The sequence below is a fragment of the Micromonospora sp. NBRC 110038 genome, assembly GCF_020884815.1.
GTDB classification, from domain to species: domain Bacteria; phylum Actinomycetota; class Actinomycetes; order Mycobacteriales; family Micromonosporaceae; genus Micromonospora; species Micromonospora haikouensis.
In genome coordinates this window covers 274217-297549 of the sequence record NZ_BBOL01000008.1, presented here as the reverse complement: position 1 = coordinate 297549, position 23333 = coordinate 274217, and the positions used below count along the sequence as shown (strand labels likewise).

17 protein-coding genes are annotated in these 23333 nt (G+C 76.6%); 9 read left to right on the top strand and 8 right to left on the bottom strand.

All coding sequences use genetic code 11. The annotated features are described in order from the left end of the window. Window positions 1-282: 282 nt before the first annotated feature. From LPU61_RS25405 to LPU61_RS25395, 3 genes are all read left to right on the top strand, one after another. Window positions 283-1638, top strand: coding sequence for a hypothetical protein (locus tag LPU61_RS25405; RefSeq protein ID WP_229406376.1), 1356 nt, complete (start codon window positions 283-285; stop codon window positions 1636-1638). A gap of 200 nt (window positions 1639-1838) precedes the next feature. Next, complete coding sequence (locus LPU61_RS25400; RefSeq protein ID WP_043964638.1) at window positions 1839-2444, top strand: LuxR C-terminal-related transcriptional regulator; 606 nt, start codon at window positions 1839-1841, stop codon at window positions 2442-2444. 94 nt (window positions 2445-2538) lie between these two features. Beyond that, window positions 2539-3165: a response regulator transcription factor gene (locus LPU61_RS25395; RefSeq protein WP_228986855.1), complete on the top strand. Its 627-nt coding sequence runs from the start codon at window positions 2539-2541 to the stop codon at window positions 3163-3165. 37 nt (window positions 3166-3202) lie between these two features. Here the strand turns inward: LPU61_RS25395 and LPU61_RS25390 are convergent, their stop codons facing one another. From LPU61_RS25390 to pgi, 6 genes are all read right to left on the bottom strand, one after another. Next, entirely contained in the window at window positions 3203-4975 is a 1773-nt protein-coding gene (locus LPU61_RS25390; protein ID WP_229406375.1) for an ABC transporter ATP-binding protein, read from the bottom strand. Then, window positions 4972-6693: an ABC transporter ATP-binding protein gene (locus tag LPU61_RS25385; RefSeq protein ID WP_043963345.1), complete on the bottom strand. Its 1722-nt coding sequence runs from the start codon at window positions 6691-6693 to the stop codon at window positions 4972-4974. The genes LPU61_RS25390 and LPU61_RS25385 overlap by 4 nt, the downstream gene beginning before the upstream one ends. A 77-nt stretch (window positions 6694-6770) precedes the next feature. Then, window positions 6771-6890 carry a SapB/AmfS family lanthipeptide gene (locus LPU61_RS25380; protein ID WP_043963346.1) on the bottom strand — a complete coding sequence of 40 codons (120 nt, stop codon included), beginning with the start codon at window positions 6888-6890 and terminating at the stop codon, window positions 6771-6773. A gap of 39 nt (window positions 6891-6929) precedes the next feature. Continuing rightward, window positions 6930-7049, bottom strand: a complete 120-nt coding sequence (locus LPU61_RS25375; protein WP_074476205.1) for a SapB/AmfS family lanthipeptide — start codon at window positions 7047-7049, stop codon at window positions 6930-6932. Window positions 7050-7055: 6 nt separating this feature from the next. Further along, window positions 7056-9722, bottom strand: a complete 2667-nt coding sequence (gene lanKC / locus LPU61_RS25370; protein ID WP_229406374.1) for a class III lanthionine synthetase LanKC — start codon at window positions 9720-9722, stop codon at window positions 7056-7058. A gap of 218 nt (window positions 9723-9940) precedes the next feature. Further along, window positions 9941-11578: a glucose-6-phosphate isomerase gene (pgi, locus tag LPU61_RS25365; protein WP_043963349.1), complete on the bottom strand. Its 1638-nt coding sequence runs from the start codon at window positions 11576-11578 to the stop codon at window positions 9941-9943. 308 nt (window positions 11579-11886) lie between these two features. On the opposite strand from pgi, the gene LPU61_RS25360 reads away from it, so the two are divergent. Genes LPU61_RS25360 through LPU61_RS25340 form a run of 5 tightly spaced genes read left to right on the top strand, consistent with a single transcriptional unit; the run spans window position 11887 to window position 19434 of the window. Continuing rightward, window positions 11887-12393, top strand: a complete 507-nt coding sequence (locus tag LPU61_RS25360; RefSeq protein ID WP_043963350.1) for a hypothetical protein — start codon at window positions 11887-11889, stop codon at window positions 12391-12393. Beyond that, the gene (locus LPU61_RS25355; RefSeq protein ID WP_229406373.1) at window positions 12393-13802 is read left to right on the top strand and encodes a hypothetical protein; all 1410 of its coding nucleotides are present in this window, start codon (window positions 12393-12395) and stop codon (window positions 13800-13802) included. Before LPU61_RS25360 ends, LPU61_RS25355 begins: the two co-directional genes overlap by 1 nt. Beyond that, a complete protein-coding gene (locus LPU61_RS25350) occupies window positions 13799-15298 on the top strand; it encodes a VWA domain-containing protein (RefSeq protein WP_082106334.1) in 1500 nt (499 codons plus the stop codon). The genes LPU61_RS25355 and LPU61_RS25350 overlap by 4 nt, the downstream gene beginning before the upstream one ends. Window positions 15299-15310: 12 nt before the next feature. Then, a complete protein-coding gene (locus tag LPU61_RS25345) occupies window positions 15311-16423 on the top strand; it encodes an AAA family ATPase (protein ID WP_043963352.1) in 1113 nt (370 codons plus the stop codon). A gap of 38 nt (window positions 16424-16461) precedes the next feature. Beyond that, entirely contained in the window at window positions 16462-19434 is a 2973-nt protein-coding gene (locus LPU61_RS25340; RefSeq protein WP_374199714.1) for a hypothetical protein, read from the top strand. Window positions 19435-19692: 258 nt separating this feature from the next. On the opposite strand, the gene LPU61_RS25335 is transcribed toward LPU61_RS25340, so the two are convergent. Further along, entirely contained in the window at window positions 19693-20886 is a 1194-nt protein-coding gene (locus LPU61_RS25335; protein WP_229406372.1) for a helix-turn-helix domain-containing protein, read from the bottom strand. Window positions 20887-20987: 101 nt separating this feature from the next. Between LPU61_RS25335 and LPU61_RS25330 the strand changes: the two genes are divergently transcribed. Beyond that, window positions 20988-22646 carry an FAD-binding dehydrogenase gene (locus tag LPU61_RS25330; protein WP_229406371.1) on the top strand — a complete coding sequence of 553 codons (1659 nt, stop codon included), beginning with the start codon at window positions 20988-20990 and terminating at the stop codon, window positions 22644-22646. 89 nt (window positions 22647-22735) lie between these two features. Here the strand turns inward: LPU61_RS25330 and LPU61_RS25325 are convergent, their stop codons facing one another. Continuing rightward, window positions 22736-23296 (bottom strand): hypothetical protein, encoded by a 561-nt coding sequence (locus LPU61_RS25325; RefSeq protein ID WP_043963354.1) that lies wholly within the window; start codon window positions 23294-23296, stop codon window positions 22736-22738. Window positions 23297-23333: the final 37 nt, after the last annotated feature.

Sequence of the window (23333 nt, the reverse complement as noted above, 5' to 3'; positions counted from 1 at the left end):
GCTGGGCCGGCGGTGGGTCGCGCGTGCGGGGTTGCGCGCCGGTTCGCCGACATGGCGGCATCCGGGCGCCGGGATACCGCCACCTCGCCGACATCCGCGCGATGCGACCCGGCCAACCCGTCGTACCTCACCGTCGCCCAGTTCGCCGCGCTCCGCGACCACCTTCCGCCCCACTGACTCTCCCGCCCGGTCAGTCGGAAACCGGACGCGCGACGAAGATGCAGCGCGGTGACGGCGTGGCTACCATGTGTCGACGCCTTCCGAGCAGAGAGGTCGGCCCGCGTGCGTTGTCCCGCTGTCCGCTCCGTCCCGGCCGTGGTGGCCGTGGCGTCGCGGCGTGCCGGGGTCCCGCCGAACCCGGGGGCGGCCCGACTGTGGCGGCGGGCCGGGCTGCTGCTGGCGGCGGTGGGCGCGGGCGTCGTCACGGCGGTCCTGTTCTCCGGCCCCGCGGCGGCAGACGAGGGCCCGGGGTCACCCCGCCACGCCGACCCGTCCGTCGGCGCTCTCGCCCCCGGCGACACCGACCGGGTGGGCCTCGCGTCGCGCGACGGGCCGCGTCCCGGTTCGTCCCTGCGGGATCCCGCGCGGCCCGACCGGGAGCGTCCCGGCCCGCTCCGGGGGGTGCTCCGGCCCCCGCCGACCCCGGTCCCGTCCACCCCCGGCCCGTCGAAGCCCGCCCCGGCCGATCCCGAGCCGTCCGCGCCGTCCCCGCCGGGTGCGCCCTCCGAGCCGGGTGAGCCGAGCAGACCCTCCGAGCCGGGTGCGCCGTCCGAGCCGTCCGCGCCGTCCGCGCCGTCCGGGGCTGTGCCACCCGGTCCGGCTGAGCCCGGGCCGGCGGCGGACCGGCCCGACGCCGTCGACCCCGTCCCCGGCGGCCCGGCTGGTCCGGGCACGTCGCCCGGCGGGGTGGCGGTCACGCCGGGCGGACCGGCCGCGCCGGACGCCGCACCGCAGCACCCCGCCGTCCCGCCCGCCGGCTCGCTTCCCGCGCTGCCGTCCGGGGAGCCGGGGCGGGGCGGGGACGGGCGGCTCGCGCACTGCCTGCCGCACGTCGTCGGCGACCTGACGAGCTCCCTCGGCGCCCTGCTCGCCTCGACCCTCTCCGGGGTCAACCAGCATCTCGTGGCCCCGATCCTGGGCCTGGTGGGCAACCTGCTCTCGCCGGTGCTGCCGGTGCTTCCCCTGGTCCCGTCCGATCCCGCCGACCCGACGGGGTCGGCGCCGCCGCGCGCGGGGCCGACACCCGGGGGCGGGCCGGTCGACCCGGTGGACGCCCCGGCGGTCGTACCCGGTGGTGAAGCGCCGTCCGCGTTCCCGCCCGTGCGGTCCGCCGTCGCGGCCGAGGCCCCGATCGGGACGTTCCTGGCCGCGTGGCCGGCCGTCCCGGCCGGTGCGTCGTCGGATTCGTCGTCCGGGTCCGTCCGGGCGGCGGCGGGGCCGACGTCGGCGGGTGGCCCGAGCCGACCCGTGTCGCCCACGGACGACCGCGCCGACGACCCGCGCACCGGGTCCGGGCCCACGCCCGCAGCGGCCGAGGCCCCGCGCTCGCCCGTGAGCGCGGTCGGCCGGCACCGCACCACCCTCCCGCCGGCCTCGGCCCACGGCCGGGCTCCGGGAGTCGCCGCCCGTCCCGGCTGAGTTCTCGGCAGGGCCCGTCCCGCGGTCGCCGGCTCTGTGCCGTGCCGCACCGCCGACGTGGCCGTACGGGGCCTGTGGGCGTCCACCAGGGACCGCCTCGGGCCGACGCTGCCCGTTCCGCGCACACCGACCCCGCCCCGCCCGCCCCGAGCCGGCGTGGCCGGGCCGGCGTGCCGCGTACCCGAGATCGGAGATCCGTGGTGATCCACGTCGTCGTGGCCGAGGACATGGGACTGCTGCGCAGCGCGCTGTGCGCCGCGCTGGCGAGCGAGGAGGACATCGAGGTGATCGCCGACGCCGCCGACGTCGGCGACCTGTGGGCGGTGCTGCGCCGGGAACGTCCCGACGTGCTGGTGCTGGACCTGAAGCCGGAGCTGCCCGAGTCGGCGGAGGTGGTGGCCAAGGTGGTCGCCGAGGCGCCGGGGACGGCCGTGCTGGCGATGAGCCACCGGTGGAGCCCACCGCTGGTGGAGGCGGCCCTGGCGGCCGGGGCGCGCGGGCTGGTCAGCAAGGACGTCGCGCTGCCGGAACTGGTCCGCGCCGTCCGCACGACCGCCGCCGGGGAACGGGTGATCGACCCGTCCGCCGCGGTCGCGGTGCTCAGCCCACCGGTCAACCCGCTCACCCGGCGGGAGCGGGAGGTGCTGCGGGAGGCGGCCGAGGGCGTACCGCTCAAGGAGATCGCCCGCCGGCTCTTCCTGGCCCACGGGACGGTGCGCAACCACCTGTCGGCCATCCTGCACAAGACGGGTGCCCGCAACCGGATGGAGGCGGTCCGCCTGGCGCAACGGGAGGGATGGTTGTAGACGTGCCGAACGGGGTACCGGCGAAGCGATCCGGTACCCCGTTCGCTCGTCGAGCGATGCATAGTGATTCGTGTTTGAATGTTCACGATCTGTGATGCGCCGAGACGCCTGGGAGAGGTCCAACGTGATCCGTACCCTGCTCGCCCTGGACGGTGCCCTGGTCCGGGGCGCGTTGTCGCTCGTCCTCGCAGCCGAGGAGGACATCCACGTGGTGGGGGAGGTGGGCCGCGGCGACGCGGTCGACCAGGCCGTCCGTGCCGGCCGGCCGGACGTCGCCGTGGTGGATTTCGATCTGATCAACGAGGGCCGGGCGATGGTGGACCCGGCGACGGCACAGCCGTGTCCGCTGCTGGTGCTCGCCGATCCGCGCCGCGCCCGGGGCCTGCACGGGGTGTTCGCCCCGGGGCGCACCGTCGGCATCCTCGCCAGCGACGTGGCGCCGCAGCGGGTGGTCGACGGGGTCCGTCGCCTCGCCCGCCGGGAGTCGGTGGTCGACGCCGAACTCGTCATGGCGGCGCTCGCCGCCGACTGCCCGCTGACCGCCCGCGAGACCGAGGTGCTGCGGCTGACCGCCGCTGGCGCACCGGTCGCCGAGGTGGCGGGGTCGTTGCGGCTGTCCTGCGGCACCGTCCGCAACCACCTCGGGCGGATCGCCCGCAAGACCGGGGCCCGCACCCGGATCGAGGCGGTCCGGTTCGCCCGCGAGTCCGGCTGGATCTGAGGCACGCCGCCGGCCGGCCGGCGGCGGCCCGGGGCGGTCAGCTCCGGGCGGCGGCGGCCGGCCGGTCGTCCCAGTGGCCGACGAGCTCCCGGTACGTCGCCGACCGGGCCAGCAGCTCCTCGTGGGTGCCGATCACCGGCCGCGCCCCGTCGAGCACCAGCACCCGGCGGGCCCGGACGGCCGAGCTGATCCGGTGGGCGATCACCACCAGCGTGCCGGGTCGCCGGGCGAAGGCCTCCTCGACCCGCGCCTCGGTCGGCGGGTCCAGGTGGCAGGTCGCCTCGTCGAGGAGCACCAGCGGGGCGGGGGAGAGGTACGCCCGCACCGCGGCGATCAGCTGCCGTTCGCCGGCCGAGAGCGCCGCCGGCGTCACCTCCCCGGCCAGCCCGCCGAGCCGGGCGGCGAGCGGGCCCGCGCCGAGGGCGTCCAGGGCCGCCGCGACCGTGGCGTCGTCGGCGTCGGGCCGCAGGTAGCGCAGGTTGTCGGCGAGCGATCCCGTGAAGACGTACGCCTCCTGGGGCACCAGCACCCGCAGCCGGGCCTGTGCCTCCGGCGGGGCGTCGGCGACCGGGACCCCGCCGAGGCGGACGGTGCCGGCCTGCGGCGCGAGCAGCCCGGACAGCAACGCGGCCAGGGTGGACTTGCCCGCCCCGCTGGGCCCCACCACCGCGAGGTGCTCCCCGGCGGCCAGCGTCACGCCTGCGTCGTCGAGCACCGGCCGCGCCGCGACGCCGTACCGGAAGGTCAGCCCCCGGGCGCAGACGGCGGGCGTCCCGGCGTCGGGCGGGACGGGCGCGGCGTCGGGCGGCCCCACGGGCGGCTCGCCCGCCTCGTCGGGGCAGGTCCGCAGGATGCGGTCGAGGGTGACCACGTAGCGCAGGCCGCCGCCCCCGACGCCCTGCACCAGCGCGTGCAGGGCGGGCTGGAGGCCGGTGGAGACGTACACCAGGGCCCCGAGCACCGCCCCGGCGGTGAGGCCCCGGTCGACGAGCCAGGGCGCGGCGAGCAGCAGCACCGCCAGCGGCAGCCAGCCGCCGAGGCCGAGGCTGAGGCTGCGCACGGCGGCCATCCGGGCCAGCGTCCGCTCGGCGGCGGCCTGGTCGGCCACCCGCGCGCCCACGTCGGCGACGACCCGCCCGGCCGCGCCGCAGGCCCGTACGTCCCGGTGCCCGGCCAGCGCGGCGGAGGCGGCCCGGCCCAGCTCCTCCCCGGCGCGCACGTACCGGCGCTGCTGCCCCGCCATGGCCGGGAGCGCGGCGAGGAACACGACCACCCCCGCGACGAGGGGCGCGGCCACCAGCGCCGCGACCACCGGGTCGAGGGCGAGCAGCCCGATCAGGGCCGCGCCGGCGGCGAACAGGAACCCCCGGGTCACCATGAGCAGGCCGGCGAAGGTGTCGCGGACCAGCTCCACCTGGTGGGTGAGCCGGGCCGCGGCGGCGCTGTCGGGGCGTCCGCCGGGCCGGGTCGCGTCGTGCAGGGCGGCCCGGACCACCCGGGCGGCGAGGTCGTCGCGGAACGGTTCGACCACCGCGCCGAGGCTGCGGTACGTCCGGCCGGTCGCCACCGCACCCACGAGCATCGCCGCGCCCAGCGCCGCCAGCCAGCCGAGCCCCGAGCCGAGCCGACCGGCCAGGAAGCCCCCGTCGACGGCCCGCGCCACCAGGGCCCCCGACAGCAACGCCGGCAGCGCCTCCACGGCCGACCAGCCGGCCAGCCGCGCCACGGCCGCGCGCCGGGCGCTCAGCGCCGCCCACGTCGCCCGTCCCACCCCGGACGTGCCCCCGGCGGCGCGGCCCCGCGCGCTCACCCGGCCTCCCCGTCCGCGCGGAAGACCGCCCGGTAGGCCGGGTCCGCCCAGAGCCGGGCGTGCGGGGCGACGGCGCGCAGCCGGCCGCCGTCGAGCCACGCCACCAGGTCGGCCGCCGCCGCCGTGGCGGCCCGGTGGGTGACCACGAGGCGGGTACGCCCGCCCGGCCGTCCCGTCACCGCCCGGGAGATCCGGTGCTCGGTGACGGTGTCCAGGCTGGACGTGGCGTCGTCGAGGATCAGCAGCCGCCGCGCACCGGCGAACGCCCGGGCCAGCCCGAGGCGCTGCGCCTCGCCGCCGGAGAACGGCGCGTCGGCCAGCGGGGTGCGGAATCCCTGCGGCAGCCGGGCGACGACGTCGTCCACGGCCGCCGCCTCGGCGGCCCGCCGCACGGCGACCGTCGCGGGGGAGCCGTCGGCCGGGGGCGCGGCCTGCTGCGGGGGCAACGCGAGGCCGACCGCGTCGTGCACGGTCGCGCCGACCAGGGCGGGGCGGTCGAAGGCGTACCCGACGGCGCGGCGCAGTTCGGCCGGGTCGAGCCGGGGCAGCGGCACCCCGTCGAGCCGCACCTGACCGGCGTCGGGGTCGTGCAGCCGGCCGGCGACGGCGGCGAGGGTGGACTTGCCGGCACCGGAGGGGCCGACCACCGCCACCGTCGCGCCGGCCGGCACGTCCAGGTCGACGCCGTCGAGGACGGGGCGGCCGTCGTCGCCGTGCACGGTCACGCCGTGCAGCCGCAGCGCCCCCGCGCCGGGCGGCAGCGGGGCGTCGCCGTCGGCCGGTGCCGGCAGGGCCAGCAGCTCGCCGACCCGGGCGGCACCGGAGCGGCTGCGCACGAGCCGGTTCAGGGTGGCCAGCACCGCACCCAGCCCGGCCCCGGTCGCCGCGTAGCGGACCGCCGAGACGAGCTGCCCGGGGGTGAGCCAGCCGGCCGTCAGGGCGTACCCGCCGACGGCGACCACGGCCAGTTGCAGCAGCGGCGCCACGGCGGCCGTGCGGGCGCTGGCCCGGGCCAGCAGCTCCCAGCCGCGCCGGCCGTGCCCGCCCAGCTCCGGCAGGGCCGCGAGCACCCGCGCCTGCTCCCGCCGCCGGGTCCCGGCGGCGGCGATGGTCCGCGCGCCCGCGAGCGACTCCAGCAGCCGGCCGGCGATCCGGTTCAGGGCCTTCTGGTAGCCGGCGGTGGCCGCCGACGCGTCGGTGACGAACGCGCGCATCAGGCCACCGAGCAGCAGGAGGCCGGCGAGCAGGGTGACCCCCAGCGCCGGCTCGATCAGGGTGAGCGCGACGACGCTGCCCAGCGGGGGCAGCAGCGCGATCGCGCCCAGCACGACGGTGTTGCCGGCCTGACCGGCGTCGGCGGCCTGCCCGACCAGCCGGCCCACCAGGTCGCCGACCGGATACCGGCGGGCGGCGCGCACGTCGAGGGCGAACAGGTGCCGCAGCAGCCGGCCGCGCAGCCGGGCGGTGGCGCGGGCGGCACCGTAGCCGGCGGCCAGGTCGCCGAGGGTGTCGGTGGTGACGAGCACGGCGACCAGGGCACAGACGGCCACCGGCCACCAGCGGCTGCCGCCGGTCAGGGCGGCGTCGACGGCGAGCCCGAGCGCCGCCGGCAGCAGCAGCTCGGCGACGGCACCGGTCAGGGTGACCGCGCCCAGCGCCCAGGCCCAGCCCCCGGCGTCGCGGGCGGCCTGGCGGAACGGCCCGTCGCCCCTGCGCATCGGCGCCTCCCCGCGAAACGGCGGGCGGCCCCGGGTGGACACGTCTGTCCACCCGGGGCGCCGCGGAACGGTCTGGGTCAGTTGCAGGTGGTGACGGAGAGGCCGCTGTCGCCGCAGAGCAGCAGGCTCGCGCTGGAGCCGCCGCCGGTGCGGTCGGCCGGGGCCATCTCGAGGCCCTGCAGGTCGAGGAGCGCCATGTCGATCAGTCCTTTCGGGGGGTGGTGCGGTGGATGGGGTCAGTTGCAGGTGGTGACGGAGAGGCCGCTGTCGCCGCAGAGCAGCAGGCTCGCCCTGGAGTCGCCGCTGGTGCGGTCGGCCGGGGCCAGCTCGAGGCCCTGGAGGTCCAGGAGTGCCATGTCGAATCACCTCCTCCCGTCGGTTGGCGGGTCGTGGTCGCCCCCGCCGCTGCGGGGGAGTTCGGGCGCGCCGGCCAGCGGCGCGAGGAAGGGCAGGGTCGCCGGCTCGTCGTGCCGCGCGCAGGCCAGCGCGAGCAGCACCCCGGCGGCGCCGGTGCCCAGGTCCATGGAGAGGCGCAGCAGCTGCTCGCCGGGGAAGGCGGTCCCGCCGCCGTACGGCAGGGCGTGCCAGCCGAGCCGGCGCAGCTGCGCGTCCAGCTCCCGGCGGCTGTCCGCGTCGGGCAGCGTCGCCAGGTACGCGATGATCCCGGCCCGCCCGGCGAAGAGGCCGGACTGGGCGTAGAACGGGGACCGGGCGGCCCGGCGTGCCCCGGCGCTGGCCTCGGCGAAGCGCTCGTCGGCGCGGTGGCGCAGGTACTGGTCGAGCACCAGGCCGATGCCGACGCCGCCCTGCCCGAGGTACGGCATGGTGCGCCAGCCCTCGTTGACCTCCAGCGCCCCGTTCGGGCGGAGCACGCACCGGCGCAGGTCCTGCCGCAGCGCGGTGGCGGCGTGCTCCAGCAGCGCCGGGTCGCCGGTCAGCTCGTGCATCCGCACCAGCAGCAGCGCCGCCCCGGTGCGCCCGCGCAGCAGCCCCGCGTACGGGTGCCGGCCGCCGCTGATGTCCGGGCCGGGGTCGTCGCCGAGCCGGTCGAGCACGGCGGCGGTGATCTCGTCGGCGGCGTCGCGCAGCGCGGTCTCCCCGGTGCGTCCGGCCAGCTCGGCGAGGTTCAGGGCGATGCCGGACAGCCCGTTGGCCAGGCTCAGGTCCAGCTCGGCCCACGGCTGGCGCAGGCAGACGTCGAGGACGTCGAGGGCGTCGGCACGCCGGCCCAGGTGTTCCAGCGCGTAGGCCACCCCGTGCAGGCCGTCGTAGAAGCCGATCCGGGTGCCCGACGCCGGGGCGGTGGCCCGCCGCACGAGCCACTGTTCGTGCTCGGGGAACCGGCCCGCGCCGCTGACGGCGAGGGCGTGCAGCACCCCGGCCGCGCCGTGGGCCAGGTTGAGCCCGCCGCTGCGGAACTGCTCGATGTCGCCGGGGAAGAGCCGGTCGTCGCGCTGTGGCGTGGTGCTGGCGAGGATCGCGGTGGTGATCCGCCGGCGCGTGCCGGGCCAGTCGCCGGTCACGTCGATGGTGTCGCCGCCCTCCGTCTGGTCGCGGCCGGTGGCGGTGTCCCCGTCGCCGCCGGTGTCCTCCCGTCGGGCGGTGCCGGTGTCCTCCCGTCGGGCGGTGCCGGTGATCTCGGCGACCGCCTCGGCCAGCCACTCGTGGGGCACCGGGAAGTTCTCGGCGACGACGTCGGCGAGGCGGGCGGCCTTGCCCGGGGCGAGCCGGACGAGCTGGGTCAGTGGGAGGAACAGCGCCAGGCGCAGGCAGGCCAGCGCGTACCGGTCGACGGCGGGGCCGGTCCGGTCGTTCGGCGCGGCGAACCCCTGGTTGCGCAGGCCGGGGCGGCGGTGCCCCTCGATCGGGGCGGTGACCTCGAAGTCGACCAGGGCCACCCGGTCGTCGGGGCGGACCATGATGTTGAACAGGTGCAGGTCGCCGTAGACGAGGCCGCGCTCGTGGATCGCGGCGACGATCGCCTCGACCTGCGTCAGGACGTCGCGCGCCCAGCGGGCGTACTCGGCCCGGTCGGCGGCGGTGGCGTCGGCGTCGATCAGCGGGTACTTCTCGACGACCACCTTGTTCAGCGACCGGCCCTCGACGAACTCCAGGGCCAGGAACCGGTGGTCGCCGATGGCGAACTCGTCGTGCACGGCGGGCACCTGGGGCAGGTCGGCGAGCCGGCGCAGCGCGGCGGCCTCCCGGGCGAGCCGGGCCACCGCGTCGTTGCCGTCGGCGTCGAGGCCGGCGTGCGGGCGGGCCTCCTTGAGCACCACCTTGGCGTCGGTGCGCAGGTCCCGGCCCACGTACAGGCCGCCGCCGTTGGAGAAGTGGATGACCTTCTCAATCTTGTACGGCACCTCGGTGGTGCTGGTGGCGTTGCGGGCGGCCAGGTGTGGGGCCAGGAAGTCCGGCAGCGGCACCCAGTCGGGCAGGTGGAACACCGGGTCGCGGCGGTCGGGCACGAGCGTGCCGGAGGCGTCGGCGATCGCGGGGACGACCTGGCCGTCGGGGGAGAGGCAGTAGCGGCGGGCGAAGCCGCCGTAGCGCACGTGCACCGGCCCGGCGCCGTAGCGCAGGTCGCTGAGGATGTACGGCCCGGCCTCGCCGGCGAGCAGCGCGTCGAGCTCCTTGCAGGCCAGTTCCAGCTCGGCGGTGTCGTGCGGGTAGATGGTGACGAACTTGCCGCTGGCCGACCGCGAGGCGTACTTCGAATTGCGCAGCAGCAGGGTGCGCGGCCCGCGCAGGAACTTGAACGACAGCCCGCGCGGCACGCAGTAGTCCCACACCGCGTCGAGCACCCGCTCGGCGTTGTCGAGGGTCGCCGACACGTGGATCTTCCAGCCCTGCTGGGGCAGCGAGCCGCCCTCCGGGGCGTGGATCAGCCAGTCGTCGAGCGACTCGCGACGCCAGCCGGCCGGCACGTCCCGCTCGGTGGCGGCGAACGCCGGCTGCGCGACCGCGCTGCCCAGCGAGTCGTAGAAGAGCCGGTCCGCGGCGCAGTAGTTGTCGTAGCGCTCGTCCACCGTGGCCCCCTCCGCGATCTCGGCCGGTTCCGTTGCCCGGCGACGGATATGAGTCTCGTGGACCGGACCCGCCCGCTCCCAGTGCAGTAAGTCATGACCATGGATGCGGGCCGCACGGTCCGCGATGACAAAAGTCACCGGCGACCCGTGCCGCCTCGAAAGAAAGAACCGGCCGACGCCGCGGGGGCGTCGGCCGGTTCCGGGAAACCGCGGGCCGGTCAGTCGGTGGCGTGCCGCTGCGCCCGGTAGCGGGCGATCAGGGCGCGGGTCGACGAGTCCAGCCCGGACAGGTCGGCGTCGCCGCCGGTGAGCAGCGGCGCGAGCTGGTTGGCCATCACCTTGCCCAGCTCCACCCCCCACTGGTCGAACGGGTTGATGTCCCAGATCGCGCCCTCGGTGAACACGATGTGCTCGTAGAGCGCGATGAGCTGGCCGAGCACCGCCGGGGTCAGCTCGGCGGCGACGATCGAGGTGGTCGGGTGGTTGCCCGGCATCACCTTGTGCTCCGCCAGCTCCGCCGGGGTGCCCTCGGCCTCCACCTGCTCCCGGGTGCGCCCGAACGCCAGCGCGGCGGTCTGCGCGAAGAAGTTCGACATGAACAGGTCGTGCATGTCGCCCAGGTCGTGCCGGGGCCGGCTGAACCCGATGAAGTCCGCCGGCACCAGCCGGGTCCCCTGGTGGATGAGCTGGTAGAAGGCGTGCTGACCGTTGGTGCCGGGCTCGCCCCAGAAGATCTCCCCGGTGTCGTACGACACGCGCGTGCCGTCCAGCGTCACCGACTTGCCGTTGCTCTCCATCGTCAGCTGTTGCAGGTACGCCGGGAACCGGTGCAGGTACTGCGAGTACGGCAGCACGGCGTGGGTCTGCGCGCCCAGGAAGTTGGTGTACCACACGTTGAGCAGCCCGAGCAGCGCCGGCACGTTGCGCTCCACCGGCGTGGTGCGGAAGTGCTCGTCGACGGCGTGGTAGCCGGCCAGCAGCTCCCGGAACCGCGCCGGCCCCACCGCCAGCATCACGGACAGCCCGACGGCCGAGGGCAGCGAGTAGCGCCCGCCCACCCAGTCCCAGAAGCCGAACATGTTCGCCGGGTCGATGCCGAAGTCGCGTACCCGCTGCTCGTTGGTGCTGACCGCGACGAAGTGCCGGGCCACCGCCGAGGCGTCGCCGCCCAGGCCGGCGAGCAGCCAGTCGCGGGCCTGCCGCGCGTTGGCCAGGGTCTCCTGGGTGGAGAACGTCTTCGACACCACCACGAACAGGGTGCTCGCCGGGTCCAGGTCGGCCGTCGCCTCGGCGATGTCGGTCGGGTCGATGTTGGAGACGAACCGGCAGGTGATCCCCGCGTCCCGGTACGCCTTCAGCGCCTCGTACGCCATCACCGGCCCGAGGTCGGAACCGCCGATGCCGATGTTGACCACCGTGCGGATCCGCTCACCGGTGTGCCCGACCCACTCGCCGGAGCGGACCCGGTCGGCGAACGCCGCCATCCGGTCCAGCACCGCGTGCACGTCGGCCACCACGTCGCGGCCGTCCACGGTCAGCGCCGCGCCCGCCGGGGCGCGCAGCGCGGTGTGCAGCACCGCCCGGTCCTCCGTGGTGTTGATGTGCTCCCCGGCGAACATGGCCGCGATCCGGTCGGTCAGCCGGGCCCGCCGCGCCAGGGCGGCGAGCAGGGTCAACGTCTCGTCGGTCACCAGGTTCTTGCTGTAGTCGACGTGCAGGTCCGCCAGCTCGCCGGCCAACCGCTCACCGCGGTCCGGGTCGGCGGCGAACAGGTCGCGCAGGTGCGCGTCCCGCAGCTTCTCCGCGTGCGCCGCCAGCGCCCGCCACTCGTCGGTGGTGGTGATCTCCTCGGCCATTCCGGCTCTCCTCCCGCACCTGCTCACAACCGTTGCGCGGCCGTAACCGTACTGCGTGCGCCCGGCCGCCCGGGCCAGCCTGCCACCAGCCGGGACGTGTCGCACCCCCGGCGCGCGCATCGCCGCCGCCCGTCCGGCCCGGCGGCGAACCTGTCGTACCCCGGGGGCATGATCTTTCCCAGGACGGGCGCTGCGGGGCCCGGTTCCGGTGGGCCACCGTGCTCCGCCATCCCCCTGTCGTCGTGCGCCGGCCCACGGCCGGCGCCCCAGTCGGCGCGCCCGCGGGCGCACCGGTTACGGAGGTCGCAGTGCCCCAGACGCAGCACGCACCGTGGGAGCGGCGCAGCCTCGCGCCGGTGCTGCCCGCGGTGCGTCCCCGCAAGCTGGCGAAGGTCCCCTTCGTCGAGCTGGCGGACGGCCGGTTGCAGGGGGTGGTGTCCAGCGGCTCCGACATCGAGCGGGTCTACGTCTCCTCGATCGCCGCCGGCAGCCACGCCTTCCACTGCTCCACCAACAACAACCGGCCCTGCGGCGGCCTGCGCGGCGCGCCCTGCAAGCACCTGCACGCCCTGCTCGACGAGGCCGTCCTGCAGTACGGCGTCGCCCGCGTCAGCCGCTACCTGCGCATCGACGCGCCCGACGGGGCGCAGACCGGCGGCGACCTGCTCCGGGGGATCGACGGCCACCACGAGCCCACCCCGGCGGCGGTCGTGTTCAGCCGGTTCCTGCGCCACCTGGCCTACCTGGAGCTGCCGGTGGCCGACGGGCCGCTGCCCGAGCTGCACTGGTTCCCGGCGACCGGGGCGGGCCGCTGATGCGCGGGGCCCAGCTCACCGCGCTGGTCGACGCCGCGCTGGCCGGCGTCGACGCGGCCCTCGACGTGGTCGCCGGCCTCGACGACGCCCTGGTCGCCGGCCTGGCCCGCCCCGGCGAGGCGCAGCTCGCCGGGCTCGGCGACGTCGCCACCGCCCTGGCGGTCACCCCGCTGGGCGGCCGGGTCGCCGAGGCGGTCGCGCAGGTCACCGCCGGGGCGCCCGCCGCCGAGCACCTCGCCGCCCTGGCCGGGGCCCGCGCCGCCCTGCTCGGCGCGGCCCACGACGCCCTGCTCGCCGCCGCCGACGCCGCGCTCGGCCGGGAGCGCGCCGCGCTGTCCGTCCCGGCGGCCGCGCCGCTGCCGGACGGGGCCGCCGCCCCGCTGGCCGCCGCCCGCTCCTGGCTGACCGAGCTGGCCATCACCGGCTGGCGCGGGGTCGGCCACGACCTGGCCGCGGCCGGGGGCCGGCCGGTCGAGGCGACCCTCGCCGTCGCACCGCTGCGCCGCCTCGCCGTGCTCCTCGACGGCCTGGCCGGCGAGCTGGCCGCGTCCTGCCCGGTGGCCACCATGCCGGCGGTGCCGGCCCGGCGCTGGGCCGACCTGTGGGCCCGCGCCGTGCTGCTCGCCCAGGACACCGCCGGCGTGGCCGACCCGGCCGCCGCCGAGCGGGTCTCCGGCCGGCTGCTGGTGCTCGGCGTCGACGTGCACGAGCACGCCACCGCCGTCCAGGTGCAGGTGCACGGCGTCCTCGAACCGTCCGGCGGCGCCCCGGCGCGGCTGGTCCGCACCGCCGTCGCCGCGACGAAGGCCGACACGATCGTCGGCCCGGCGCTGTGGCGGCTGCTCGCCGACCACCCCGTCCTGCTGGCCGCGCTGGCCGAGCGCCGGGCCCTGGAGGTGACCGACCTGCCGCTGGCCGGCGGCGACCTGTGGTGGCGCGACGGGCAGGCCCGCGCCGGCGAGCCCGCCGACCCGTTCGCCACCGCCCGGGTGCTGCTGCCCGCCGCGCTGGCCGCGCCGACGCCGCCGCTGGACCGGCACCCCGTTGCGGTCGCCGAGCCGGTGCTGCTGGAGGGCTACGCGGTCGACACCGCCGGCGACGACGTCCGGTTCACCATCGACGGGGCGAGCGTCGCGGTCGACGTCGACCGGCTGCCGACCTGCGGCCCGCTCACCCCCGCCCTGGTCGCCGCCTCGACGGCCTGCCTGGGCCTGCTGCGCTGGGACGCCGGCCGGTGGACGGTGCAGCCGCTGGCCGTGCAGAGCACCGTCAAGCGGGCCACCGTCGCCGCGCACACCGGCGACTGGGCGCAGGGCCCCACCGACGCGAAGGTCGCCAAGGCCGAGGCGAAGGCCGGCGACTCCGTCGCCGTGCTGCGGGAACGCGCGGGACGGCTGCTGCGCCGATGACCACGACCCCCGACACCCCGCAGGGCACGCCCGCTCCCGGGCCCGGCGACGCCGCGGCGGGCCTGCCCGCTTCCGGGCCGGGCGACGCCGCGCGCCCGCCCGTGAACCCCGACGCCAACCGCCGGCAGGTGCTCTACTGGCGGCTGCTGGCCCGGCTCTTCGACCCCGAGGAGCAGCCGGCGCTGGAGGCGGCGAGCGTCGCCGTCGTCGACGACCTCGGCCTGCCGGCCGCGCTGCTGGACCCGTCGGTCTCCGTCGACACCGTCGTGCAGCGCTTCCCCGACCTGGCCGGCGAGCTGACCGGCCTGCTCACCCCGCCCGAGCCCTCGCCTGGTCCCGAGCCTGCGGCGGGTGAGGGGGCCGCCCCGCCCGCGGATGAGGCGGTGCCACCGGGCGACGGGCCCGCCCCGCCGGCCGGCGACGCGGAGGTGCGCCGGGCCGCGCTGGTGTCGAAGCTGCTGCTCAACGTGTTCGCCACCGGCGGCGGCAGCGTCAGCGCCACCCAGCTCGCCCGGTGGCAGTCCGACGCCGGCTGGTTCGAGCGGGCGCTCGGCTGCGAGCCCGGCGAACTGCGCCGGCAGGCCGGCAACGGGCGCGACGGCGGCGGCCTCGGCGGGGTGCTGGCCGGCCTGGAGGGCGACCTCGTGCGCCGGATGCACCTGCGCGAGGTCCTCGCCGACCCGAAGCTGGCCGCGAAGCTCACCCCGAGCATGTCGCTGATCGAGCAGCTGCTGCGCGACAAGTCGAACCTGTCCGGGGTGGCGCTGGCCAACGCCAAGGCGCTGATCCGCCGGTACGTCGACGAGGTCGCCGAGGTGCTGCGCACCCAGGTCGAACAGACCAGCGTCGGCACGATCGACCGGTCGGTGCCGCCGAAGCGGGTGTTCCGCAACCTCGACCTGGACCGCACGATCTGGAAGAACCTCACCAACTGGAGCCCGGAGGACCAGCGCCTCTACGTCGACCGGCTCTTCTACCGGCAGACCGCCCGGCGCACCACCCCGGCCCGGCTGATCGTGGTCGTCGACCAGTCCGGCTCGATGGTCGACTCGATGGTCAACTGCACGATCCTGGCGTCCATCTTCGCCGGCCTGCCCAAGGTCGACGTGCACCTCATCGCGTACGACACCCGGGCGCTGGACCTGACCCCGTGGGTGCACGACCCGTTCGAGGTGCTGCTGCGCACCAAGCTCGGCGGCGGCAACGACGGCCCGGTGGCGATGGCCATGGCCCGGCCGAAGATCACCGAGCCGCGCAACACCGTGCTCGTCTGGATCTCCGACTTCTACGAGTTCGACCGCTCCCAGCCGCTGTTCGACGGCATCGAGGCGGTGCACCGCTCCGGGGTGAAGTTCATCCCGGTCGGCTCGGTCAACAGCTCCGGCACCCAGATCGTCAACCCCTGGTTCCGGCAGCGCTTCAAGGACCTGGGCACCCCGGTCATCTCCGGCCACATCCGCAAGCTCGTCTTCGAGCTGAAGAACTTCCTCACCTAGGAGACCCCTGACATGTCCGAGATGTTGCGCGCCCCCGCCGAGGTCACGTTCGCCGAGGAGCTGGCCTGGCTGGAGTCGGTCGACACCGACCCGAAGCCGTTCTCGTGGCGGCTGAGCCCCCGGATGGTGCGGCTGTTCGTCCTCGGCTCCGAGCGGGCCGACGGCCTCGACCGGGAGGTCGCCCAGAAGTGGTTCGGCGACCGCAGCTTCGTCGAACGCGCCATCGTCACCCTCGCCTCCGACCGGGGCCTGCTGCTCATCGGCGACCCGGGCACCGGCAAGAGCTGGCTCGCCGAGCTGCTCGCCGCCGCGATCTGCGGCAACTCCACCCTCGTGGTGCAGGGCACCGCCGGCACCACCGAGGACCACATCAAATACTCGTGGAACGTCTCCATGGTCATCGCCAGGGGGCAGTCCCGCGAGTCGATGATCCCGTCGCCCATCATGACCGCGATGGAGCAGGGCGTCATCGGCCGCTTCGAGGAGCTGACCCGTTCCACCAGCGACGTGCAGGACGCCCTGATCTCCATCCTGTCCGAGAAGTACGTCGCCATCCCCGAGCTGGACGCCGACAACATCGTCTTCGCCAGGCCCGGCTTCTCGATCATCGCCACCGCCAACAGCCGCGACCGGGGCGTCAACGACCTCTCCTCGGCGCTGAAGCGGCGGTTCAACTTCGTCCGCATCCCCGTGGTGACCAACAAGCGCAGCGAGGCGGAGATCGTCCGGTTCCGCACCGAGGAACTGCTGCGCCGGCACCGCATCGAGCTGGACGTCCCGCCCACCCTGCTGGACATCCTGCTGCAGAGCTTCGCCGACCTGCGGGCCGCCGCCGCGTCGGCGACCAGCGACGACGAGAAGCTGGAGTCGGCGCTGTCCACCGCCGAGCAGATCGGCGTGCTGGAGGACGCCATCCTGCACAGCCAGTTCTTCGGCGACCGCACCCTGCGCGCCGAGACCCTCGCCGGCTCGCTGGTCGGCTCGCTGGCCCGGCGCAGCCCGGAGGACCTGGCGATCCTCAACAAATACCTGCACGGCGTGGTGGAGCCCCGGGCCAAGGCCGACGGCGGCCCGTGGGAGGGCTTCCTCGACGGCGGCCGCCAGGCGATCGCCACCCTGTCGTGACCGGCCCGACGACCACCCCGCCCGGCGCGGCCCCCGGGGTGCACCCGCCCGGCGTCGTCGCGCCGACCCCCGCCCGGGCACCCGGCGGCCCCGGCGCGTTCGACGCGCTGCGCGGACAGCTCACCGACGCCGCCGCGGCCTTCGCCGGCAGCCCCGGCGCGCTCGCCGAGATCCTCACCGGGATGATCGACGACGTCGACCGGGCGCTCGGCGAGCGGTTGGAGATCTTCCCGGTCTGCCACCACTCGCCGGCCTCCGCCCTGGCGATGGCGCGCCGGCTGCGCGCCAAACGACCGAAGGTGATCTACCTGGAGCTGTGCGAGGACCTGCAGCCCCTGCTGGGGGAGCTGCGCAACTGCCGCCTCCCGGTGGCCGTGCAGGCGTACGCGTCGAAGCTCGACGGTTTCCCCGCCGAGTGGGCCCCGCTCAGCGTCGTCGCCCCGATCACCGAGGCGTCGGCCGAGTACCAGGCCATCGCGTACGCGCTGGAGACCCCCGGCGTGGAGCTGGTGCTGGTGGACCGCTCGGTCGACCACGTCTTCCAGTGGGCGCCCCGCGACCCGGCCGAGGGGCCGGCGGGCACCCCCGACGCTCCGGCCGCGGCCGAGGAGGAGGCCGCGCTGCACGGCGACGCCGTCGGCGTGGAGATCGGCGACCTGCGGCCCCGCTTCGCCGAGCTGGAGTCCTACCTGCTGCACCACGGCAAGGTCCGGCACTGGTCGGAGTGGTGGGACCAGTACGTCGAGCAGCCCCTCGTCGCCGCCGACCACGAGACGTACCGGCAGGTGATGGTCCTCATCGGCAGCCTGTTCCGGCGGCTGCGCCCGGCCGACGCCGACCGCCTCGACCGCGACGCCGACCGCGAGCGCTACATGTGGACCCGGATGCGGCAGCACCTCGCCGCCTCCGGCGTCGACCCGACCGACTGTCTCTACGTCTGCGGCGCGTTCCACGCCGCGAGCCCCGTCGAACAGTTCGGCACCGGGCCCGACGCCGCGCCGTACGAGATCAGCCCGCGCACCGCCACCCGCTGGCTGTACGGGCTGATCCCGTCCAGCCACTCCGCCATCGAGGCGCAGTTCGGGCTGGCGCCCGGCTCGGTCTCGATCGCGGCGGCCACCTGGGCCAAGGCGGTGTCCCGTTCCGGGGTGACCCCGTTCCGGCTGGCCGGGCAGGCCGGCGGCAGGGCGGCGAAGGGCCGGGCCCGCAGGGCTGCCCCGGCCGAGGCCGCCGACGAGCCCGTCACCGATCGACTGTCGGGGTTCCTCGCCCGGCCGCCGGTCCTCGACGAGCTCGACGAGGCGGAGCTGCGCGGCTGGTGCGTGGACATCGTCCGGCTGGCCCGACGCAACGGCTACCTGGCCAGCACCGCCGACGCGATCGCCGTGTTCGAGACGTCGATCCTGCTCGCCGGGCTGCGCAACCGGGCCCGACCCACCCCGTACGACTTCGCCGACGCGGCCGTGACCTGCATCGAGAAGGACGTGGTCCCGGGCCGGCGCGACGTGCGCCGGCTCTGCGAGATCCTGCTCGGCGGCGACCGGATCGGCCAGGTCGGGTACGACGCCCTGCCCCCGCTGGCCCGCGACGTGCTCGACCGGCTCGCCCCCCTCGGGCTCGACCTGGACAAGCGCACCATCCAGCGGGCCCTGCTGGACCTGACCGCCGACCCGGCCGTGGCCGGCTGTTCGGACCTGCTGTGGCGGCTGCGCCACCTGCTGCCCCGCGACGCCGTCCGCCCGATCATGGGGGAGCGCCGGCTCGGGGAACGGTCGACGCAGGAGAGCTGGGACCTCGCCCTCGGCCGCAACCAGCGCGCGCTGATCGAGCTGGGCTATGAGGGCGTCACCGTCGAGCAGGTCCTGGAGCAGCGGCTGCGCCGCTGGGCGTGGGGGCCCCGGGCCACCGCCGCCGTCGCCCTCGAAGCCGTCGAGGACGCGCTCCTGCTGCTCGACGGCCGCCGGCTCGTCGACGAGCTGGGCACCCGGGCGGTGGAGCTGCTCGCGGCCGAGCGCACCGTCGACGAGGCCCCCGAGGTGCTGCGCCGCATCCGCCGGCTGCTGGCCCACTACCGGGCCACCGAGCCGACCCTGCCGCCCTGGTGCGCCGCGTTCGTCACCACCGGGTACGCCCATTACTGCACGCTGCTGCCCACCGCGTTCGTCGACGCGGAGACCGGGGTGCGGCAGGTGGGCGCGATGCTCGGCTTCCTGTTCGGCATGGAGAGCCTCGCGCTGTCCCTCGGCTGCGACCGTACGCAGCTCGAACTGGCGGTGCGGCAGTCCCGGCCGGAGGCGCCGGCCCGGGTGGCGCTGCACTGGGCCGCCCAGCACCACCTCGGCCTGCTGCCCCTGGCGCAGCTGCGCGCCCGCAGCGCCGAGCTGCTGGCCAACCCGCTGGTGGTGCCGTCCTTCCCGCAGTACCTCAGCGGTTTCGTGCAGGCCCTGGAGCCCGTGCCCGGGCTGGCGCCGTTCGTGGTGGAGGTGATGTCCACGGCGTTCGCCCGGCTGCCCGACCCGGTGCTGCTGCCGTGGCTGCCGACGTTGATCACCACGCTGCGCGCCCAGGCCGGCGAGCTGGTGCCGACCCTGGTCCGCGAGGCCGGCCGCACGTTCCCGGCGGCCCTGCCCGCCCTGGACGCCTGGGTGCCCCCGTGGGCACCCCGGCCGGCGGGCGGGTCGGCGGCGGGCGGGTCGGTCGCCCCCGGTGCGACTGTCCCGGGACCGGTGACGGCGGGATCGGCGGCTGTCGCGCCCGGCCCGCTGGTCGACCTGCTGGCGGGCCACCCGGCGACCTGCGACGCCGTGGCGGACCTGCTCGGCTGCGCGGGCGGCTGGACCCTCGACCCGGCCGTCACCGGCTCGGGCGGCCCCGGGCCGGGCGGCTCTGGACCGGGCGGCCTCGGGCCGGGCGGCCCCGGCTCGGCGGTCGCCGTCGGGGCCGGGGGGCTGCTCAGGGCGTACCCGGCCACCGCCGACGCGCTCGCGGCCCTGCTCGCTCCGCCGGCCTGACCGTTCCGGCCCGGGCGGCCCGCCCGCCGTCCGGTCCACGCCGCCCGGTCCACGCCGCCCGGTCCACGCCGCTCGGGCGACGAGCCGGATGATCGACTCCATGTCGGCGACATCGGGGCATCCCCGTCGCAGGACACCCCCATGTCGCCGACCTGGCGAGCCGCCACGCCCCGCGAGCCCGCCCCGCGAGCCGCCACGCCCCGCTAGTCCGTCCCGCGAGCCGGGCCGCCCCGGCAACAGGTGGGCCGGGGCGGGCGGTCAGGGGCGGCGGCCCAGGTGGTGGCGCAGTGCCAGGTGCAGGGCGAGCCGGGCGTCCGGGTCGTCGAGGTCCGCGCCGTAGCGTTCCCGCAGTCGGCGCATCCGGTACCGGACGGTCTGCGGGTGCGTGTGCAGCAGCCGGGCGGTCTCCACCACCTGGCCCTGGGTGTCCAGCCAGGTGGCGAGTGTCTCGGCCAGGGCCCGGCGGGCGGCCGGCCCGAGGGGTGCCAGCGGGGCCAGGGCGCGGGCGACGAGCCGGTCGGTCAGCCCCGGCTCCCAGTGGGTGAGCAGGGTGAGCAGGTGCGCGTCGCAGTCCACGACGCCGTCGGCGGGCAGCGCCCCGCCGGCGTGCAGGCGCAGCGCCCGCCGCGACAGCCGGTACGACGCGCGGGCCTGCCGCACCGGCACGGTCGGGCCGAGGGCCGCCCGCCGGCCGGTGAGGGCCCGGCGCAGCGCGGCGAGCCGGCCCGGGGCGTCCGGGTCGGGCAGCACGATCCGCACCGCGTCGTCGATGACCGTGGCCACGGCTCCGCCGCCGACGGCGCGGGCGAGGTGCTCGTCGTCGGAGCCGTCGACGCTGATCACGGCGACGGTGGGGGGCAGCGGCCAGCGGGCGGCCTCGGCGGCGGCGTGCAGCGCGGTGTCGGCGGGCGGGTCGGGCTGCACGAGTAGGGTGATCAGCCTGCGGCGGACGACGATCCAGTCGTGTGCGGCGTCGCGCTGCTCGTCGAGGTAGCCCTCGGCGGCGGCCCCGGCGAGGGTGTCGGTGTAGCCGAACAGGGCGGCGGCGATCACGTACAGCTCGTCGGCGGCCAGCCGGTCCGGTCGTTCGGGCGCGACGAGGAACGCCCAGATGGCCCGGGCTCCCACGGTGAGCACCGAGCGCAGCGCGTCGACGCGGTGCCCCTCCTGGTATTCGGTGCGGCCCAGCGCGTGGAACACCTGCCGGGTGTCGGCGAGCGGGCGGGTCGGCTCGGCGACGGCGGACACGAACGCGTCCACGGCCGTCCGTACGCCCAGGGCAAGGCCCCGGCCCTGCTTACCGGTCAGCGACCGGCCCTGCTCGCGCATGGTGGCCCGGACCGCGTCGAGGGTCCGCTCGTGCAGCGCCGCCCGGACGGCCCGCAGCCGCTCGCCGACGTGCCGGGGCAGCCCGCCGAGGCGGGGCTCCAACTCGGCGAGGCTCTCCGCCACCGCGCCGCCCCCTCGCGTTTGTCATCCGGATGACAGTTCCGGGCGCGGAACCTGCTTCCGCCTACCACTGATTTTGGCACCCGGGTCCGTAGGGTTCCGGCATGGATGCGGATGTGATCGTCGTCGGGGCCGGCCTGGCCGGTCTGGTCGCCGCCACCGAGGCCGCCGACGCGGGCCGGACGGTGCTGCTGCTGGACCAGGAGCCGGAGCAGAACCTCGGCGGCCAGGCGTGGTGGTCGTTCGGCGGGTTGTTCCTGGTCGACTCGCCCGAGCAACGGCGGATGGGGGTGCGCGACTCGGTGGAGCTGGCCTGGCAGGACTGGCTGGGCAGCGCCGCGTTCGACCGCCCGGAGGACCACTGGCCGCGCCGGTGGGCCGAGGCGTACGTGCACTTCGCCGCCGGGGAGAAGCGGTCCTGGCTGCGGTCGATGGGGCACCGGCTCTTCCCGGTGGTGGGCTGGGCCGAGCGGGGCGGCGGCGCGGCGGACGGGCACGGCAACTCGGTGCCCCGCTTCCACGTCACCTGGGGCACCGGCCCCGGCGTGGTCGAGCCGTTCGCCCTCCGGCTGGCCGCCGCGGTGGACGCCGGCCGGGTGCGGCTGCGCTTCCGGCACCGGGTCGACGGCCTGGTCACCACCGGCGGGGCCGTCACCGGCGTACGCGGGGCGGTGCTGGAGCCCAGCGACGTCCCGCGCGGCGCGCCCAGCTCCCGGGTCGTGGTGGGCGAGTTCACGTACGCGGCGCAGGCCGTGGTCGTCACCTCGGGCGGCATCGGCGGCGACCACGACCTGGTGCGGGCGGCCTGGCCGGCGCGGCTCGGCGTCCCGCCGAAGCGGATGGTCTCGGGTGTGCCCGCCCACGTCGACGGGCGGATGCTCGGCATCACCGAGGCCGCCGGCGGGCAGGTGATCAACCCGGACCGGATGTGGCACTACGTCGAGGGGCTGCGCAACTGGGATCCGATCTGGCCGCAGCACGGCATCCGGATCCTGCCGGGGCCGTCGTCGCTGTGGCTGGACGCCACCGGCAGGCGGCTGCCCGCGCCGCTGTTCCCCGGCTTCGACACCCTCGCCACGCTGCGCCACCTGCGCGCCACCGGCCACGACCACAGCTGGTTCGTGCTCACCAAGAGGATCGTCGCCAAGGAGTTCGCGCTCTCCGGTTCCGAGCAGAACCCGGACCTGACCAACCGCAGCGTCCGGCAGGTGATCGAGCGGGCCCGCGCCGGCACCCCGGCCCCGGTGGCGGCGTTCCTGGAGCGGGGCGCGGACTTCGTCGTCGCCGACACCCTGGAGGCCCTGGTGGCCGGGATGAACGACCTCGTCGCCCCCGACGGCGGCCCGACCCTGGACGCCGCGCAGGTGCGCCGGACCGTCGAGGCCCGCGACCGGGCGATCGCCAACCCTTTCGGCAAGGACGCCCAGGTCACGGCGATCCGGGGCGCGCGGGCGTACCGGGGGGACCGGCTGATCCGGGTGGCCCCGCCGCACCGGCTGCTGGACCCGGCGGCGGGGCCGCTGATCGCGGTGCGGCTCAACATCCTGACCCGCAAGACCCTCGGCGGCCTGCACACCGACCTGGACGGGCGGGTGCTGCGCCCCGGCGGGCAGCCGCTGCCCGGCGTGTACGCGGCCGGCGAGGTGGCCGGCTTCGGCGGCGGGGGCATGCACGGCTACAACTCGCTGGAGGGCACCTTCCTCGGCGGCTGCATCTTCTCGGGTCGGCAGGCCGGCCGGGCCGCCGCCGCGGCGACCCGCTGACGGGCCCGCGAGCGCTGACGGGCCGCGCCGCCGCTTCGCGCTGAGGCGGCGGCGTGCGTCCGCCGGGCGGTCCGCCTACCCGGCCGCGCTCACTCCTCTTCCTCCTCCTCGGCGTCCGAGTCGTCGAAGACGGGCTCGCCGCAGGCCGGGCACTCGATGGTGTCGAGGTCGTTGAGCAGCTCGGCCAGCTCGGGGTGGCCCTTCAGCGCGGCGGCGGTGGCGAGCAGGTAACGGGTCTCGACGTCGTCGTGCGGCCCGCCGGCCAGCGTCTCGGCGAGCAGCGGCAGGGCCTCGGGCAGGGCCCGCCGGTATGCCTCGGCGAGATCGTCGGGCAGGTCGTCGGAGACCTCCCCGTACTCCCCGGAGCACGCGACGACGAGGCCGACCACGATCAGGTACTCGTCGCGCTCACCGGGCGGGAGCTCGCGGGCGATGTCGACCAGGTGGGGGACCGCGGCGTAGGCGGCGGGCCAGGCCGTGTCCTCGGAGCACAGGTACGGCCACAGGTCGCTGAACCGTTCCTGGTCCGTGGGGTCGGCGCGCAGCGCCCGCAGCTCGTCGGGGACGGACGGGGCGTCCGGCGAACGCCGGCCCGCCGACTGGCTGCGGTGGTCGAGTTCCGACCAGCGCGGGTCATCGAGTGACAGCATGACGGGCAGCCTAGATCCACGGCAGGCGCCGGCCGCG

What these genes read in the sequence shown, in the direction of transcription:
- LPU61_RS25395 (WP_228986855.1), top strand. Translation starts at nt 2,539, where the DNA reads ATGCGCCGAGACGCCTGGGAGAGGTCCAACGTGATCCGTACCCTGCTC.
- LPU61_RS25385 (WP_043963345.1), bottom strand. Translation starts at nt 6,693, where the DNA reads ATGCGCAGGGGCGACGGGCCGTTCCGCCAGGCCGCCCGCGACGCCGGG.
- LPU61_RS25380 (WP_043963346.1), bottom strand. Translation starts at nt 6,890, where the DNA reads ATGGCGCTCCTCGACCTGCAGGGCCTCGAGATGGCCCCGGCCGACCGC.
- LPU61_RS25375 (WP_074476205.1), bottom strand. Translation starts at nt 7,049, where the DNA reads ATGGCACTCCTGGACCTCCAGGGCCTCGAGCTGGCCCCGGCCGACCGC.
- pgi (WP_043963349.1), bottom strand. Translation starts at nt 11,578, where the DNA reads ATGGCCGAGGAGATCACCACCACCGACGAGTGGCGGGCGCTGGCGGCG.
- LPU61_RS25355 (WP_229406373.1), top strand. Translation starts at nt 12,393, where the DNA reads ATGCGCGGGGCCCAGCTCACCGCGCTGGTCGACGCCGCGCTGGCCGGC.
- LPU61_RS25350 (WP_082106334.1), top strand. Translation starts at nt 13,799, where the DNA reads ATGACCACGACCCCCGACACCCCGCAGGGCACGCCCGCTCCCGGGCCC.
- LPU61_RS25345 (WP_043963352.1), top strand. Translation starts at nt 15,311, where the DNA reads ATGTCCGAGATGTTGCGCGCCCCCGCCGAGGTCACGTTCGCCGAGGAG.
- LPU61_RS25330 (WP_229406371.1), top strand. Translation starts at nt 20,988, where the DNA reads ATGGATGCGGATGTGATCGTCGTCGGGGCCGGCCTGGCCGGTCTGGTC.
- LPU61_RS25325 (WP_043963354.1), bottom strand. Translation starts at nt 23,296, where the DNA reads ATGCTGTCACTCGATGACCCGCGCTGGTCGGAACTCGACCACCGCAGC.